Source organism: Bradyrhizobium sp. BWC-3-1, from assembly GCF_032917965.1.
Classification (GTDB): Bacteria; Pseudomonadota; Alphaproteobacteria; order Rhizobiales; family Xanthobacteraceae; genus Bradyrhizobium; species Bradyrhizobium canariense_D.
This window is the reverse complement of record NZ_CP136625.1, coordinates 2,020,418-2,036,336: the sequence shown is the minus strand read 5'-3', so window position 1 is coordinate 2,036,336 and position 15,919 is coordinate 2,020,418. Positions and strand designations below refer to the sequence as shown.

Annotated in this window: 18 protein-coding genes and 2 pseudogenes; 12 read left to right on the top strand and 8 right to left on the bottom strand. The window is 58.7% G+C overall.

Annotation, left to right across the window (positions count from 1 at the left end; translation table 11 throughout):
• Nucleotides 1-47: 47 nt before the first annotated feature.
• Nucleotides 48-551 carry a hypothetical protein gene (locus RX329_RS09935; protein ID WP_317245798.1) on the bottom strand — a complete coding sequence of 168 codons (504 nt, stop codon included), beginning with the start codon at nucleotides 549-551 and terminating at the stop codon, nucleotides 48-50.
• 37 nt (nucleotides 552-588) lie between these two features.
• Here RX329_RS09935 and RX329_RS41905 point away from each other — a divergent pair.
• A pseudogene (locus RX329_RS41905) lies at nucleotides 589-801 on the top strand (hypothetical protein).
• Between the two features lie 111 nt (nucleotides 802-912).
• On the opposite strand, the gene RX329_RS09930 reads toward RX329_RS41905, so the two are convergent.
• Together RX329_RS09930 and RX329_RS09925 are read right to left on the bottom strand one after the other, a co-directional pair.
• The gene (locus RX329_RS09930) at nucleotides 913-1,122 is read right to left on the bottom strand and encodes a hypothetical protein (protein WP_085394173.1); all 210 of its coding nucleotides are present in this window, start codon (nucleotides 1,120-1,122) and stop codon (nucleotides 913-915) included.
• 248 nt (nucleotides 1,123-1,370) lie between these two features.
• The gene (locus RX329_RS09925; protein WP_317245797.1) at nucleotides 1,371-1,505 is read right to left on the bottom strand and encodes a hypothetical protein; all 135 of its coding nucleotides are present in this window, start codon (nucleotides 1,503-1,505) and stop codon (nucleotides 1,371-1,373) included.
• A 547-nt stretch (nucleotides 1,506-2,052) separates the two neighbouring features.
• Between RX329_RS09925 and RX329_RS09920 the strand changes: the two genes are divergently transcribed.
• Nucleotides 2,053-2,367, top strand: coding sequence for a PilZ domain-containing protein (locus RX329_RS09920; RefSeq protein WP_085394172.1), 315 nt, complete (start codon nucleotides 2,053-2,055; stop codon nucleotides 2,365-2,367).
• 1,984 nt (nucleotides 2,368-4,351) lie between these two features.
• On the opposite strand, the gene RX329_RS09915 is transcribed toward RX329_RS09920, so the two are convergent.
• Nucleotides 4,352-5,029, bottom strand: coding sequence for a phasin family protein (locus tag RX329_RS09915; RefSeq protein WP_245329373.1), 678 nt, complete (start codon nucleotides 5,027-5,029; stop codon nucleotides 4,352-4,354).
• A 151-nt stretch (nucleotides 5,030-5,180) separates the two neighbouring features.
• Here RX329_RS09915 and RX329_RS09910 point away from each other — a divergent pair, with 151 nt between their 5' ends.
• The 4 genes and pseudogenes from RX329_RS09910 to RX329_RS09895 all read left to right on the top strand — a co-directional run bounded on the left by RX329_RS09910 (nucleotide 5,181) and on the right by RX329_RS09895 (nucleotide 9,049).
• Nucleotides 5,181-6,149, top strand: coding sequence for an alpha/beta fold hydrolase (locus tag RX329_RS09910; protein WP_085394017.1), 969 nt, complete (start codon nucleotides 5,181-5,183; stop codon nucleotides 6,147-6,149).
• Nucleotides 6,150-6,394: 245 nt separating this feature from the next.
• Nucleotides 6,395-6,814, top strand: coding sequence for a CopG family transcriptional regulator (locus RX329_RS09905; protein ID WP_085394018.1), 420 nt, complete (start codon nucleotides 6,395-6,397; stop codon nucleotides 6,812-6,814).
• A gap of 4 nt (nucleotides 6,815-6,818) precedes the next feature.
• Nucleotides 6,819-8,005, top strand: a pseudogene (locus RX329_RS09900) (alpha/beta hydrolase family esterase).
• Between the two features lie 837 nt (nucleotides 8,006-8,842).
• The gene (locus RX329_RS09895; protein ID WP_317245796.1) at nucleotides 8,843-9,049 is read left to right on the top strand and encodes a hypothetical protein; all 207 of its coding nucleotides are present in this window, start codon (nucleotides 8,843-8,845) and stop codon (nucleotides 9,047-9,049) included.
• 261 nt (nucleotides 9,050-9,310) lie between these two features.
• Here the strand turns inward: RX329_RS09895 and RX329_RS09890 are convergent, their stop codons facing one another.
• A complete protein-coding gene (locus RX329_RS09890) occupies nucleotides 9,311-9,514 on the bottom strand; it encodes a cold-shock protein (RefSeq protein WP_027520167.1) in 204 nt (67 codons plus the stop codon).
• Between the two features lie 1,109 nt (nucleotides 9,515-10,623).
• On the opposite strand from RX329_RS09890, the gene RX329_RS09885 reads away from it, so the two are divergent.
• Nucleotides 10,624-10,818, top strand: a complete 195-nt coding sequence (locus RX329_RS09885) for a hypothetical protein (RefSeq protein WP_085394020.1) — start codon at nucleotides 10,624-10,626, stop codon at nucleotides 10,816-10,818.
• 352 nt (nucleotides 10,819-11,170) lie between these two features.
• The gene (locus tag RX329_RS09880; RefSeq protein ID WP_161495085.1) at nucleotides 11,171-11,320 is read left to right on the top strand and encodes a hypothetical protein; all 150 of its coding nucleotides are present in this window, start codon (nucleotides 11,171-11,173) and stop codon (nucleotides 11,318-11,320) included.
• Here RX329_RS09880 and RX329_RS09875 read toward each other — a convergent pair.
• Nucleotides 11,317-11,478, bottom strand: coding sequence for a hypothetical protein (locus tag RX329_RS09875; protein WP_210192156.1), 162 nt, complete (start codon nucleotides 11,476-11,478; stop codon nucleotides 11,317-11,319). The two genes, RX329_RS09880 and RX329_RS09875, sit on opposite strands and share 4 nt — an antisense overlap.
• A 251-nt stretch (nucleotides 11,479-11,729) precedes the next feature.
• On the opposite strand from RX329_RS09875, the gene RX329_RS09870 reads away from it, so the two are divergent.
• The 4 genes from RX329_RS09870 (at nucleotide 11,730) to RX329_RS09855 (ending at nucleotide 13,913) form a co-directional block, all read left to right on the top strand.
• Complete coding sequence (locus RX329_RS09870; RefSeq protein WP_317245795.1) at nucleotides 11,730-12,089, top strand: hypothetical protein; 360 nt, start codon at nucleotides 11,730-11,732, stop codon at nucleotides 12,087-12,089.
• Between the two features lie 29 nt (nucleotides 12,090-12,118).
• Nucleotides 12,119-12,280, top strand: a complete 162-nt coding sequence (locus RX329_RS09865; RefSeq protein WP_317245794.1) for a hypothetical protein — start codon at nucleotides 12,119-12,121, stop codon at nucleotides 12,278-12,280.
• Complete coding sequence (locus RX329_RS09860) at nucleotides 12,277-12,912, top strand: hypothetical protein (protein WP_317245793.1); 636 nt, start codon at nucleotides 12,277-12,279, stop codon at nucleotides 12,910-12,912. Before RX329_RS09865 ends, RX329_RS09860 begins: the two co-directional genes overlap by 4 nt.
• 368 nt (nucleotides 12,913-13,280) lie before the next feature.
• The gene (locus RX329_RS09855; RefSeq protein ID WP_410706284.1) at nucleotides 13,281-13,913 is read left to right on the top strand and encodes an NYN domain-containing protein; all 633 of its coding nucleotides are present in this window, start codon (nucleotides 13,281-13,283) and stop codon (nucleotides 13,911-13,913) included.
• 119 nt (nucleotides 13,914-14,032) lie between these two features.
• On the opposite strand, the gene RX329_RS09850 is transcribed toward RX329_RS09855, so the two are convergent.
• Nucleotides 14,033-14,242: a hypothetical protein gene (locus RX329_RS09850; protein WP_085394021.1), complete on the bottom strand. Its 210-nt coding sequence runs from the start codon at nucleotides 14,240-14,242 to the stop codon at nucleotides 14,033-14,035.
• A 206-nt stretch (nucleotides 14,243-14,448) separates the two neighbouring features.
• Complete coding sequence (locus RX329_RS09845) at nucleotides 14,449-14,931, bottom strand: phasin family protein (protein ID WP_317245792.1); 483 nt, start codon at nucleotides 14,929-14,931, stop codon at nucleotides 14,449-14,451.
• Between the last annotated feature and the right edge of the window lie 988 nt (nucleotides 14,932-15,919).

Here is a 15,919-nt window from a genome sequence, read left to right as displayed (position 1 = left end):
CGCGCCTTCTGATCACTGATGTCGCCGATTACCGCATCCGATCTGGTTCAGAATGTGGCACGGGCTGCGGCATCAAGCGGATCACATTCCGCGCGAAAGCGCGCAGCTGTCAATTCGGCGTTCCGCCAGTCGGCGCGGCGCTTCCGCTCGGCCGCCAACTGGAGACCCGCGACGGTCGTTGCGATCACGTCGTCGATCTCCGCGCCCGTCAACGTCCGGCGAATTTTCAGCACGATGCTCAAGGCCATGATGATCGGCACATGAGGTGCGAGCAGATCACGGGCCTGCTGCTCGGCGAAAGCGAGAAACCGCTCGAGCGCCTCAGCCGACTTGCAGACCAATGACGCAAGCGCGACCGCTTGCTCAGCTGACGGACGGCACAGGCTCGCCCGGCAGAAGCATGCGCCCTGCGACTGATGCAGCCGCCAACGCAACGGTAGAGCGCGTGCCCACCGCAATCGCCTGCGCGCGACAGCGCCGCCGCAGGGCGTTGCAGATGTACAACCCGCGCAGCCATTCGAGATACTAAGCTCGTCCAGGGAGACGACCAAAATGTATTGCTTACTTCAACATGATCGCGGGGGCGAAATGTATGATGTCTATCGCAGCAGCAAGCGCGACTTGCTCGTTCTGAGTACAGGCTCTGCCGTACCCCTGCTTTACTCTACACACAAGTGGCGCAAGAGCAGAGCAAGAGTTCTCAAGGTCAGCGACGAATCAAAGCGGCCGTTCAGGCACAAGGGTATTACTACGTCCGGAAAACTGCGCATTACTAAGGCGGGAATGATTGACGTCGAGTAGGTCGCGAGCCGGTGTTTTCCATATGCAACTTTCACCCAGCAACCAAGGGGCCATCGCCCGCGCTCTTGCGCGTCTTCAATCGCAGATTTGAACACGAACGGCTTCGGGAGGTTAGCTCGTTGCCGCATCCAACCGCGCCAGCCCAGCCTCGATCACGATGATATCGTCTTCGATCTGCTGGATCGTTGCTTGATAATCAAAACCTGTGCGCGCCTTTAGGTCTACGGCCAGCTTCCGGCGCTGCATGCGCAAATCGTCAAGAGCCCCCCGGTCATTCAAGCTAACGTAACCGTCTACGATGAGTTCAATCGCGTTTGGCATGCCCGAGCGCAGTCCTATGTTTACCCTGCTAAACGCTTCAAAACGGCATTTCTCCGCAAAGCGTCTCCAGCAACCGTCAAATGAGACCCTATGGTCAGACCGAGCCGACCTAGCGTCCGGAGAGCAAGTGGCTGGCAAAGCTCGATGGAAAGACCGGCTCCCAATATCGCAATTGCGCGTTGTTCATCGCTATCGAGATCGGCCCATGAGAGGCCGTCCATGATGCGTCTCCGTTGCAAAAAAACTATCTAAAATCCAAACGCATGACGAATTTGCCGCAGTATAGCGATCGCCGCGTCGGTGTACCGACCGTGGGTTAGGTGTTGATCCACCTGCGCTGTACTGATCAGCGCCACAACTGCCACCATGAAGCCCTTAAACATTGGGCCTCTCCTACAAGAGACCGCCGACCGGGCGCGTCGAAGTATTTGACTGTTTTCAGAATGCGCTGCCGCATATGGCGGCCTATGCGTAATGGTGACACTGACCAGTAACCAAGCCCTTAACCGGGTCGCAAACCAATGCTTTGCCGAATTTCGATAGCGTTCTGTATGCAACTTGTATAATATAACCAGGCTGCTCACAATCGGATAAACTTTTCTTAAGCGCTTCGGCGTGAAACTCTGAACACGGACATTCTACAGAGGTCGGCGTGGCCCATGGTTGTCATGGCAGTCCCTCGCGTGTAGCTATATTTTTCGTAATCGCTTTTTGATCAACGTTTCGACGAACCAACATCAAAATGGCCGACCTGCAAACGATTTGTGACGACGTCGTCATTACTGCGATTTCGCCGGGCCTTACCGGGGAAATCTGAGACAAGTCCCTTGTGCCAGAGACTGCCTGACATTTTTGGCGACCTTATTCAGGCCGCACGCAGGGAGGCGGCGCACCTATTTCGAACCAAATAATTTGGATTGGGGATTGCAAATGATGAGAGACAATCGACAAGCGAACCGTGTTCGCTTTGAGCACAAGCATATCGTCAGCATCATGGGTGTCGATGGGACATGGCGGCGAACCTGCATTCTTCTCGACGCCTCTGGAAGCGGCGCCAAACTTGAGGTCGAGGGTTCAGTCGAGCCCCTGAAGGCGCAGGAATTCTTTCTGGTCCTATCCTCCACCGGTCTGGCATTTCGGCGGTGCGAGCTGATTTGGGTCGATGGGGCTCAGGTCGGCGTTCAGTTTGTCATCGGAAAGGCAAAGGGCACCATTGCAGAGAAGCGTCTCGTCGGTTCGCAATGAGACAAGTTTGGATTAAGCCATGACCGCTCCGAGGACCGATAGGTTTGTTGTCGGCACGCGTTTCAAGATGAGCGAGCTGGGGATCATTCAATTCCCAGAGTTGACCCACAAGACCGGTACGGTCATCGAAGTCAGCACTCGCACCACCGGCCTGACGGTGCTGTTCGAATGGTGCCGCAAGACCGACCGTCCTAGACCGAATCTATATAGCTCTTTTCTCCGAGTAGCCGTTTCGGACAGAGCCCCTTCCTTCTCTGACTTCCGTTCCGAGCCGACAATCCCGATACCCGTCCGTACTCGCAGTGTTGGCCAACGGCGACTTCAACCCGTAAATTTCCCCCAAGTCCCGCAACATGAAAACACCAAAGCCAAAAGAATGGACCGACCGGGAGGTGCAATTGTCCAAGCTGGCCCGGCGCGAGCTGGCGTGTCGAAGATTGCCGCCGGACTGGGCCGTCACGCCGGATCAGTGAGGCGAATGACGCGAACAATGGGGATATTGTTGAACAAGTAGCCCATCGCAGCGCGGCCAAAACAGTAATGGAGCGTCCTGGCGCGACTATGGTCTTAGGCATCCCCGTAGATTCCCAAGTGTCCCGCCCGCCCGAGGATCGGGTACCGCTCCAACGGCCATGCGAACCAACAACCGTATTCAGCGACCGCCCGCGTGCGAGAAATGCGATTGCGAAATGATGCTGCTCGGAGAACTGCGTCCGGTAGCAGTCGCAGAGCCGTGCGCGTCTACAAATGCGTTCCCTGAGAGCGGATCACCACGTCTAATATCTGCCGAGAATTGAGGCGCGGCACAGCGCTAAAACCGCAGATCGCGAGCGTCGGAAATCGAAACGGGCCGCCCCGTTCTGGAGCACTGTCCTAAATTTCCAAGAAAGGCCACCAACGCCGGTAGTGCGGCAGCTGCAGAAGCACTGGATCAAAGGCTTAAGAACCAGAGCCGGCCAATGGGACCGGATCTGTGATGTTGGAACGAACACGCAGCGCAACCGGCAGGGGATTCGAATCCTTCTCGCGCGCGTTCTCGAGCCCGAAGGCGTTGGCTCGCCACTCACGCGGTTGGCTCCTAAGGCTTGGGTCCATCTTGGCACTGTCGTACTTCGTTATGGAATGCTCGGGACGGAGAATAAAATCCCGAAAGGGAGTTGACCCCTTCCAAGAGAGGAGAGGCGCCGCAGGTTGTCACGAGCACATCGGCGACCAGCGGGCGCTCGTCAAAAAGTCCAAGGGAAAATGAAGTAAGGCCGCCTCAGTTGGCGGAGTCGTATTGTAGCTTCCGGTAGTTTGCCATGCGGTACGTTTGCGCATGTGGTCGATTTATCCGGCGTTGCTCGCGTGGTTTATCAAATCGACAGTCCGACCGATGAAGGCGCCAGAACGCGAGCCGAGAAATTTCTCGACACGTACCCTGCCGTAGAGGTGTGGGATGGCCCGCGCAGAATTGCCCGGCTGGTGCGTGAGAGCTCGAACTGACCGGTCGAGAAAAGCGAGAGCTAGGCGGGTTGGTTGAAGAGGGCGCCCGGCGACCTGCTTGCCGCTCTCGCTCAACAATGTTCCCAGCGCGAGGATTTCAGCATAGCCGCTGCCGTCCTTGCTGACGTTAAGCAGGCCAACAATGGGAGCATTCCCGTCGAAGTTAGAAGCTGTTGCGCCGGGGGATCTATCCGGCCGACGTGCTTGAGATCACGCGCCTAGCCGCGGCTCGCGGCTTCTAGAATCTTCAGGGGAACGTGCGCAGGACCTAGTCTCACCACCGCGCACAGCAGAGCGGTGGTTTGGCACGGAAGATGCAGATCGCCCCAGCGATCGGGCATGAGGGCTGAACCCGTCGGACCTGGACAGACCCACGTTACAGCCCACGAAAAGCCCGGTTTCGGTTTCCGCAGCGTCGAAGCCCAGCGGACCTGGTGAGCCTTACGTGAGCGGCTCGAGATCCGGCCGCCCACGTAAACGCTAGACCCTAGAGGCTCGGCTACGCAGCGCGCTGCATCCGTTCGACGCTCTGCGCTATATGGTTCCCGGCATCGTCTGCTACCTTGAGGGACATGTCGGCCATCCGACGGCTGCTGTCCATCGCGCTGCGGATCGTGTCGCGCACCAGATCCGTCTGAACGGCTGCCAAATCGTGAGGAGTTCGACAGCGCCAGAGTTCATTCATTCTGTCCATGCTCCTCTCAATCTGTTGTCGAACGAACTCAAAATACTCTCGCGAGACCCCGTTCATACCTTTGGCGACGGCAGTCGCGGAATACATGATGGTTTCGGCGTTGCGGACCGAGCGTTCCGTCGCCCGCTGCGCTTCATCGCCCGTCAAACCGAACGTGCGGCCAAGCTGGTCAGTGGAGCGGCCCATCATGGCGGTGGCTACGTCAACCCCGAAACGCCAACTGTTTTGCAGCATCTCGGCATTTTGTTGCAGCAAATGGCTGCTTGCTTGGGCCACTTCCTCGCCGGCTTGGGCAGCAGCTAACCCAATTCGTCTGGTCTGCTCGGCTGTCTTCTCTCCGGCGCGTCGAACTGTATCCTCGGCTTTTTGGGCAGACTTTTCCTCCTGGCGTGGATCGGCCATTTTTATTGCTCCATTGATGCTTTTGCTGGTGAAGTCGGATTCCTGTGCGTCGTCGTCGCAGGTGAGATCCTGCTCAAACAAACGTGGTTGCTTTTTGGTCGTTCCGCGAGCGGCTGAGTTTTAATGAATCCTGTTAGATGGCGCGCAGGAACGAGCGGTTCGACTTTTAATTGTTGCTCCAGCAGCCCGTCCAGCTGCGGGAGTTCGCGACATTATAATCGAGGCTCGTGTTATGACGACTCTTCAAACGGCCTTGCTCATTACGGCCGCAATTCTAATTCTCGCCATTGCCAGCAACCTTCTCTTCTCCCGACTGGCGGAGCGGAGGAATCCGGCAATAGGCAAGTTCCTCAACAGCGATGGCGTGCTGCTGCACTACATCGAGCGCGGCGATCCATCAGCTCCTTGCGTCGTACTATTCCATGGCAACGGATCGATGATCCAGGACTTCGTGATCAGCGGGATTATCGAAAGACTTGCTCATGATAATCGTGTTGTTTGCTTCGACCGCCCAGGCTTTGGGTACAGTCAGCGACCACGGTCCCGAATCTGGACCGCAACTGCTCAAGCGGCATTGTTTGTGAAGGCACTCGATCAACTCGGGGTGCGCGATCCCGTAGTGCTGGGTCATTCATGGGGCGCTCTCGTTGCTATTGCTCTGAGCTTACGAAGCGACTATCCGATCCGCCGCCTTGTGCTTGCGTCCGGTTACTACTTCCCCACGACGCGATTGGACGTGTGGCTGATGTCAAGTCCAGCTGTACCGGTGCTGGGCGATCTGTTGAGTTATACCATCGCGCCCATTGTCTCGTGGGCCATTCTCCCGGCAGCGTTCCGCAAAATTTTTGCGCCCCGCTCGGTCCCGCAAACGTTCAAGAGCGAATTTCCAGCGTCGCTCTCACTCAGACCAAAGCAGCTAAGGGCGGCTGCCGAGGAAAGTGCGCTCCTCATTCCGACCGCGGCACAATTACAAGCGTCTTACTCAAACATTGACTGTCAAGTACACATTTTTCACGGTGCCGACGACCAAATCATCGAACCCAAGCAGGCGCGCGATCTGCATCAGGCGCTGCATCACTCCGACTTCCATCTCGTTCCGAATGCGGGGCATATGGTGACGCATGCCGATCCGGACGCGATTGCCCAGGCCGCCAATACAATGCCAAGCTCAAAGTCAACAAGATCAAGGATCAACCGCTGAACTTCGACCCAAAACTTATGTCAGCCATTAGAATGCTTAGGCTGATGAATCCATGTCGCGGTCACGTAGCGGGCGCGTCTTCTTTGCCGGGCCGCAACGATCTTGAGCGCGTCGTCTGGTAGCTGGTGCGCGGAGCGGATCGGCAACACTCGCGCTCTTCGTGGTTCCATCCCTTGAAAGTCACCCATAGCATCCACATAACATCCGTAACCATCCACCTGGCTGGTAAATGGAAACTTTCGCTCATGGCCACCAATGTGCACGAGCTGCGCCCCAAGGCCCCCGATACCGAGAAGATCACGATCAACCTTGGCTATGTCGACCTCGGTCATGTCGATCTCATGGTGCAGGAAGGGTTCTACTCGAACCGAACCGATTTCATCCGGACGGCGATCCGCAACCAGCTCGAGCGACACGCGGATGTGGTCAAACAATCGACGGCCCGGAAGAGTTTGGACCTGGGGCTACGAAACTATACCCGCGTCGATCTCGAAAGGGCGCGGCGCGCCGGCGAGATGCTGCACATCAACGTTCTCGGTCTGGCGACCATCGACCAAGACGTCACGCCCGAGTTGGCTCGCGCCACGATTGCCTCGGTCTCGGTGCTCGGAGCCCTTCATGCCACCCCCGCGGTCAAGGCCGCTCTCGCCGACAGAACGAGGTGAAACGATGCTGAATCCAGATATGGTTCGCGAAGCAACCCGCCTCACGCGTGCCGGTCAACTGGTCGAGGCCACTGCACTCCTGCAGCGAATGCTGCGCGGCGATGGCGCCCCCGCAGCGACAAGAGGCGGTGCTGTGCATGTCAAGCCGGCGAGGCTCGAGCCGCCGACAATCGACCTGAAGGCCAACGTCGTCGAGGAGAGGGAGAGAAGCCAGTCCACGCGGGCAACTTCTGGCCAAACGCGCAAACGCCCTGCGCCATTCGGCGGCATGAAAGATCTTTCCGGATTTAGCCTGCCGAGTCCGGTCGGACGCGCTCCACCGTCCAAAGGACATATCGCACCGGACGGCACAAGGTTCGTCGCTGCCAGCTTCAGCAACGCGGCGGGAAGCCGGACCTACAAGCTGTTCTCCCGAGCCGCGCTGATGGAGGACCGCGTCCGCTCATCGTCATGCTTCACGGCTGCACCCAATCACCGGACGATTTTGCCGCCGGGACTCGGATGAATTTTTTGGCGGACGAGCGGAATTGCTTCGTGGTCTATCCGGAGCAGCCACGCAGAGCCCACCAGGCGAAATGCTGGAACTGGTTTCGTACCGGCGACCAGCAGCGGGATGGCGGCGAGCCTTCGCTGATCGCGGGCATCACCCGCCAGGTCATGCGGGATCACGATGTGGATCCCAAGCGCGTCTACGTCGCAGGCCTGTCGGCTGGTGGCGCTGCCGCCGCAATCATGGGTGCGACGTACCCCGACCTGTATGCCGCCGTCGGCGTCCATTCTGGCCTCGCCTGCGGAGCTGCCAGCGACCTTCCCTCTGCGCTCACCGCGATGCGGCAGGGCAACGCCGGAGCGATCGGAAGGGCCGGCTTGCCGGTGCCGACCATCGTCTTCCATGGCGATCGCGATAGCACGGTGCATCCGAGCAATGCTGACCGGATTCTCGGTCGGCCAGACGAAGCTGCGAGCCCGAGCACGAAGATTCTTCGCGGGCGAGTGCCCGAGGGGCACGCCTATACCCGCACCATCCTCACCGATGGAGGCAGCTGGGCGACGTCCGAGCACTGGATCGTCCACGGCGCCGGCCATGCCTGGTCAGGAGGCAGTCCTGCCGGGTCCTACACCGATCCGCGCGGGCCGGACGCGACCAGGGAGATGCTGCGTTTCTTCCTCGAGCATTCGCTTGCTCGTTAGGCGAGCTTCACCTGGAGATCGGGCGGCCTGAATTCACCGCTCGCCGGATCTCCGGTTTGGCTGAACGCGACGGAGCGGCCGGCCGGTGGGGAGAATGAGGTCAGGCCTCGCCCGGTCCGGAGAAGACGGAAGCCGGCAGCGCGGTGCGGGGGACCGGAAGCGCTCGTTCGGTTGCTCCGGATCGCGCGGTGCCGCCCTTGGTAGCACCACGGCAGAGGAAAAAGTTAGCGCGGGCGGAGCAAGCAAAGCCAGGCGAGCGCGGCTAAAGTCTGAGAACCGTCTCTGCCAGCATGCTCACCTTGCACCGCGCACAATTGCGTTGCGGCAGGGCGCGCCTGAAGCACTGACGAAATTGCGAGTTGCGGCCCGCACCTTAGTGGCGGGATGATCAACAGGCCCTTGAGCGCCATAACTTAGATTCTTTTTCCGCAAGCTGCCGCCATACGATATCCGCACTGGCCATGTTCAATCTTCAAGAGGCTGGTACTTCTATCCAAATGGTTGTGCCGGAAAACTAGAGCCCCAGTTGGGAAGCCCCCCAAGCTGGGGCCTTTCTTCTCTTGGTGCCGAGTCTCAGGCTCAGACGCCACCTTGAAACTCAAACGGCCCCACGAGGGGGCCGCCAACCCGCTGATCGGGTTTTCCTCCAGCAGTCGGGGGGCAACCTGTCTGGCTGGGGGCCTCAGGCAGACGCGCTGCCACGCAGATCGTTCCACTTACGTTTGACTACGGAGTCCCACACCGGGGGAAGCGCGATCGGACCTCGACACGGCCGCTGCTATGGCCGCGGTCTCCCCTTAATTGCCGTTGCGCTCAGCCTAAAGTTGCGATCGGAGCATGACTTTCGGGATTTTTAATCCGATGGCCGTGCATTTGATTGTGGCGAAACTCCTCAGAGACGAGCTTGCCTTGCGCGGTATCCGATCGCTGACCATCGACGAATCAGAGGCGATTGCTACCCGCATATTCGAAACGATTACCGAACTTGAGCTGGAGCTCGCTGCCCGGGACTTCAACTCCACAAGTCCGGACAAACCGACCTGACGGGCGGGTGATGGACCTGGAGGGGCTTGTCTCGAAGCGCCGCGAACAAGGCCTTACCGCAGTAATTGGCACGCAAAAACCCGCCGGCTCGGGAGCCGGCGGAGTTTGATTGAGATTATTGGCGATCGGCGGGCACCGATCACTGGATCGAGCTAGCAGAGTCGCCGGCCGAGCGCGAGGCAGCAGGCTTTGAGTTGTGACGCTACGAAGCAGGGCTCAGTTGCGCACCGCCTTACCTTGAAGCGCCTGCGCTCCATATCGCTAGGCGACCCTCAGATTTTCAGCGGACATTTTGCCCTTGTTGCTCATTTCCTCGTAGCTCACCCTCGCACCCTCGCTGAGCGTGCTCAGTCCCGCCCTTTCGACGGCCGAGATGTGAACGAAAACATCCTTGCCGCCATTGTCGGGCTGGATGAAACCGTAACCTTTGGTCGGGTTGAACCACTTTACAGTACCTATCGCCACGCACGTCTCTCCTCAAAATGAAAACGTCTCAGCTTGCCAGAATCTGATCACAACGAAAGAGGCCGGCGGCCCTCGCCCGCACCGCGGGAAGCTGTTGCCCGAGCGCAACGTCTTCCATGTTCCGCCTTGGAACAGATGTTTTGAGACTCAACCCGCAAACCAAGTTCTGGAATCATCGCGCTACCCGGGGCTGGCAGTGATCATTCCGTAAGCACTCAATTTTCCCGGAAAAATAGAGGCCGCAGGACCGTGAAAGATCCTGCGGCCCTTTCCATCTCGTCGGCGCATCTAGTGTCTTAAGGAGCGGAGAACGCAGAGTGACGACAGTTATAACGAACTTGCTTGGTCGAAAGGAAAAGCTCCTTAAGCAACTTGGAGCGACTGAACATGCCGATCAGCGAAGCGATAGCTCCAGCGACCAGAGAGTTCGCTGATACAGAGCGCAAACAGGGCCGCGCGAGACGCTGCTTACAAGGCCGCCAATTCGTGGAGAGATCGCGCGCTGCTTCTGAATCTCTTGCGGCAGGCGCACTGCGAGCTCGCTATCTGCCGCCTTCTCGCAACCTTGCGGGCGGCTGCGCCGTCTTGTCCCGCTCGGTTTTGCATTTCCCTGCCACGCCGCGAATTGGAGTCTCGACTTACTGCACCTTATGGCGATGAATGCGCCATTATTTGCCGATACTAAGAACGCATGGCGGATGCTGAGGCTCGACGCAGTCGATATGTGCTTCCGGTCATGGCGCCATGGCGGCTAGCGGTCGCGCCAATGCAAGCGTGTTGATGCGCGTCCTGTTGGCAGCGAACGACGCTGAGAGATCGGTTAGCGTCTTGCGCTTGACGTTGGTCACGCCGTCTTTGATGCGCGCCTTCCATGTCTTTGGCGATGATTCGACAGCGATCTTCCGCACCGCCTAGCGCCTTTATCGGCTGCGCATCTAACTGCACTGCGCATTCCGCGAACAGACAACTCTCTTGCCCACTGTTCCAGCTTGGTCGCATCAACAGTCACGTTGATCTGCATCGTTTCGCTTTGCTAACCTATTAGTTAGTTGACGACTACACGCGATGTGCTAACAGCCTCGCTCCAATCACGTTAATGGAAGCCATCAGTGAGAACAGCGAAGACGAAGAAGACCAAGACGCGCGCTCGCCGCGAATGGACTGCGACTGACCTAAAAGCGCTGAAGGGTCATTCGAAGCAACGGACACCCGTGGTGAACATATCCAAGCAGATGAAGCGCACCGTTGGCGCCCTTCGTCAGAAAGCCTTGGTGCTGGGCATTGGCTTGGGGCATCAACGCTAACAGCTTTCGGGCGGGTCCCCCTTCGTCGGCTCGCGCCGCTCTGGCATCATGGCGGCGGCGCGGTCGCACTCTCGACATAGGCGCACCGCGAGGCGTGTGAAGAGCCCAATTGTCGCAAGGCGGTCAGTGAAGAGGTACCACCTCCTCCTGGATTGAACATATTCACTTGCGTCAATGCGCGGCTTTCGATTCTGGTGAATGATACGGCCGAGCCTGCGGCCGCCAATTTCCGGCAGGCTTCTGGCCCCAGCGCGCGCGCCCCCTGCTAGGAACCTGCCGCTGGGGCCTTCCTCACGCTTGCCGTTTCAGCTCACACATTGCCACCGCCAAGACACCTGACTACATAGGTCGCATGACCGCCATCAGGATCCGCAAGCACGAGGCCGTGCCCAACACCGGCAGTTGCGAGGTGTATTTCGACGACGGCCGGGCGAGCATTTCGTCTATTGGGGAGGATGTGCCGAGCCGCCGGTCGCCGCCGGAGATCCTGACCCGCGACTAGGCCTTGGAAGAGGCGCGGCAGGTCGCGCGGTGCGAGCAGCTGTTCGCGCCGGTCAATGTGCGATGCACTCGCTCAGCCTGCTCCCTTGTCAAATTGGCCGCAAAGCCCACCTCGGCGCGGATCAGTGCCGGGCCCTTACGCTCCCGGTCGTAGACCATCCAACCTTTCCCACCTGCGCGAATACCAAATCTACTCTGCGACGGCACATGGTCATTCACGATCAACGCCCCCGATCCGCACGTAGAGCGCGCAGCGAACCCCATTCGCCGTGCAACCTGCATTTGCATAGGTTAATACGATCAGGAAAAAAGTCGAAAAGGTTGCGCCGCCCCCTATCGGCACCCCAACGCCAAGGCGGAACGACAACGGTGACGATCGATTAAGAAGGCGTCACTCGGAGTTGTTGCGTATGCGTGCGTCTCCTTCGATCGTGCCGCGCGATCGCCTCGACCGGGATATCTATCTGGTCCTGGAAGACTTCGGCGCCCGCGCCGGCTGCGCCTGGCGTGAGACGGACGAGCAGGACACCGATGTTGAGACCGTGATCTGCGACCTGATCTCCGGACAATATGCCTACCCGGTGCGGATCGTCGCCTTCAACGCCATCGAGGGCTGGGCCAGGGACGCGACCGCCGAGGTCGCGACCGCGGTGGCACAACGCGCCGACGAGGAGGCCCTCGACATCTCGCCGGCGCTCGATGCCTTCATCACCGCCAACGCGGGCGACACCAGGCGACAGCTCGCCCTGCCCTTGCGCACCAGACCCTGATAGTCGGCCAGTCGCGCGCAGGTTCCGGATTGGCAATCGGCACTGCCTGTCCCTATCTGCCGTACAAGCGTACAGCGTTCGAGTTTTGCCTGCCCGCCGCGGCCAAAGCCGTGCCGGCCGGCCCCAACTGGTTCCGCGAGATCAAATATGACGGCTATCGCGGGCGCGTGATCCGCAACGGCCCTAGGTGAAGCTCCTCTCGAAAGCCGGCCTCGACTGGAGCTGGCGCTACCCGCAGATCGCCAAGGCGGCGCGGCGGATGAAGCAGCAACGCTTCGTCATTGACGGCGAGATCTGCGTCCTCGACTTGCAGGGGATATCTCAATTGGACTGGCTGCACTCCGGGCGGCGCAACGAGGAGGCCCAGCTCTATGCCTTCGACATCCTGGCGCTCGATGGCGATGACCTCCGCCGACTGCCGCTGTGCGAGCGCAAGGAAAAACTTGCCAAGATCCTGCAGCGTCGCCCCGAGGGCATCTTCGTGGCTCCGTTCGAGCGCGGCGAGATCGGCCGAGCCTGTTCGATGCGGCGTGTCGTATCGGCCTTGAGGGTTTGGTCTCCAAGCACCGCGAGGTACCGGCCGCGAACCTGCGACTGGGTCAAGGTAAAGAATTGGGCCACATCCCGCCTTCAGCCGCTTAATGGGCCAGTTCTGAGACCTCAGCCCGGCAGCTCCTTAGTTGGGCGAAGGTTTTGCCCTTTGAACCGGCCCCCTGTTGAACCCTTTCGATCTCGAAGATCGGCAGGGAGCCGAGAGCAGCATCAGAAAAAGCGCCCTCGCTGCTTTGTATCTGGCGGCGGCTCTGCTAGTCTCCCGTCCTGACATCACGGTCGTTTTTTCGCAAGTGCACACGCGCCAGGTCCACCTTCGGCTTCGCCGTTCAAAGGCGATATCAAAGAATTCGAATTGGTCAGGCATTGCGCTGCACAACAATTCCGGCCAGTCGAGAATAATCGAAAGCGTTGACCCAATCCACAAGTCGCGTACATGCCCCTTCAATGCCGCCAGTTGGAATTTTCCTCGCCTTGCGGAGTTACGAATTAATTTTCGGTCGGAGCAAAACTGTTTGAAGGTTAAAGGACCCCGGTATAGCATCGGAAGGTCCGGCTTTGATGAAAGCTTTGGAAGTGCCGCCTCATTGGCGGGTTCATATTCCCCGCAGCATGGCACTTCGTGCTTCCGAGATTACAATGTCGTCTCCCAACAGGATTGCGCTCTTCATCGACGGAGCCAATCTCTATGCGACCACCAAGACGCTCGGCTTCGATATCGATTACAAACGGCTGCTGACGGAATTTCAGAGCCGGGGTACGCTTCTGCGCGCGTTCTACTACACGGCCATTATCGAGGACCAAGAGTACTCCTCGATCCGTCCGCTGATCGATTGGCTTGATTATAACGGCTTCACGGTCGTCACCAAGCCGACCAAGGAGTACGTTGACGCCGGCGGCCGGCGCAAGGTCAAGGGCAACATGGATATTGAGATCGTGGTCAATGCCATGGAGCTCGCCGAGCACATCGACCAAATGGTGCTGTTCTCCGGTGACGGCGACTTCCGGTCCCTGGTGGAGGCGGTACAGCGCCGCGGCGTTCAAGTCACCGTCATCTCCACGATCGCGAGCCAGCCGCCGATGATCGCCGACGAGCTGCGCCGCCAGGCCGACGTGTTCACCGACCTTATCGAGCTCCGAGCTAAGATCGGCCGCGATCCGTCCGAACGCCCGCCTCCGCGCGAGCGCGAGTCGCGGTATCGCCCGCAGCAGGCCCCAGAGCGTCAGACCGTCGCGGGACCGACGGGAAACGATAGCGTTTTCGAAAAGTAATCCCGAGCGAGACCGTTCTGGAGCAAGCGGCCGCCTGGCTGAGTCGCGAACTGTTTGATGGAGAGTTGCATGTGCGTATGGTGTCTCTCCATCGCGATCATCGATGCCTGTGTGGATAATTAGGCCAGCGATCCCACGCCATGACGCGCGCAGGCGCCGGGCTCGTCGACCCAAGCCTCCTGTGCAAACCAGACGTGATTGGATTGGCAGATCGGGCAGCGCGTGTGCGCGAAGAAAACCGGGCTGCGCCGAAAGCTCTCGCGATCGGTCTTGATGCCGGTGGGGATCGCGCGTCCCGTCTGCGGACATTTGACCATGACCATGCTCATCTGGGCCTCCTCAACTTTAATTTTCTTGAATTCGATTTCCTATTCGGTTTTGAAAAGCAACCGGCCGGTTGGATCGCGCCTCTTGTTCGTGCGCTGGTTGGGGGGCATCGCGCACCTGCGAGCATGGGTGGGCATGCTCGCGGGGGGCTTGGTCCAACCGGCCGGATCTCCCTCTTGAACGAACCTGGATGTAAATTGAGTGCCGCTTAGTTGCCTTGGTGAAGGACCTTGGCGACGTGCTTCTTGAGCGGTTCGCCGGTTGCGGTTGCAAGCTTCTGGGTAAGGTCCCACAAGTCCTTGCTTTGGGCGGATGCGGTATCGAAAGTCTTGCGCGCCTGCTCCGCGGACAAGGTGACGATATCCGCCGCCGACTTGCTACCCAAGAGTTGGACAAAGAAATCGATCGCAGAGGCGGTATTAAAGTTCGAGATCTCGATGACCTTGAGCCCGTAGTCTGTCGCGCTCCTGGCATTGCCCGAATAGGTCTCGCGCAGCGCTTCAGCCATATCCTCTGACGCGGCTTTGATCTTCTCGCAGCCTTCCCGTGCGCGGGCGACGCCCTGCTCGGAAAATTCACCGAGCACACCGGGCAACGCAAACTTCGGCAATCTGAACGGTGGCATCGCGAAGCCGTTCGTTCCGTTCACTTCAGCTTTCTCTTTACTTTCACTCATAGCTGCTGTCCCCATTTCTCAAGCGAAATCATTCCCGAAACGCTGGCTTGCGTCACAGGAGTTCGTGAAGGTGGAAAGTTTTCCTCCTTAGCGACCGTTCAATTTTGATGAGCTTCAATCCAGCCCCGATACCACTATGTCCAACGACAGGAGAGCTGTCCGTTCGGTTTGTGACTCTCGGCAAAAAATTCTTCCGAGGATGTCAATACACACCGTCGTCATATCAACAGTATGCTTGCCGCGCCGTGGCGTGCGGGTCACCGTGGTTTCCACTTAGCGAATAAGCCCGGCATTTGCGCCGGGCTGATCGCCAGTAAGGTTCAGGTGCTCAGCAACCGACCAACTAGAAAAGACCCTTCGCGGTCGGTCAGTTCGGTTTCCGACATTGCATGTCTACTCAGGCCGCGTCGCATGCATGTTGCTGCCCGAGTATGCTTCAGGGCGCTGCGCTCGATGATGCGGAGCTGCACATTGCGCGCGCGACAAGACCGCACAGAGTAGCATTCGAAACTGATGTGAAGCCTCAAGCGAAAATAGTTCCGCTTTGACGCGCTGGCGGAACTTAACCGGCTGTCGCTGAACGAGAAATTTAGTTATGCGCAATAATCATGATGACTCTACCGCAACAATAAAAAATAGGTTGGGGAAAAACAGAAGCAGGGAGTTTTGCGATGGAAGCTATGCGCCGCTTTCGCGCGATGGCGTTGCTATGCCGACAGGCCGCTGTGCGTGATCCCGAGAGAAGCTGGAAGCTGCTCGCAGAGGCAGAGTACTGGGAGCATCTGGCGGCTACAGCTCTAGCCCACTAAGCGCACCAAGTAGCGATTACTCGATTTTACCTATTTATCGTTGGCTCCTTAATTCGAGTTATATTCGGGGGCAGGTAATGAGCAATGCCAGGTTTACAGCTGTGCTGTTCTGCACGCACGCCTCCAAGCGCTCATCGCTGAGCTTAGAGAGGTGGAGAAGCTTCGAAATGCCGACTCGTGGAGGCGAGAACAAT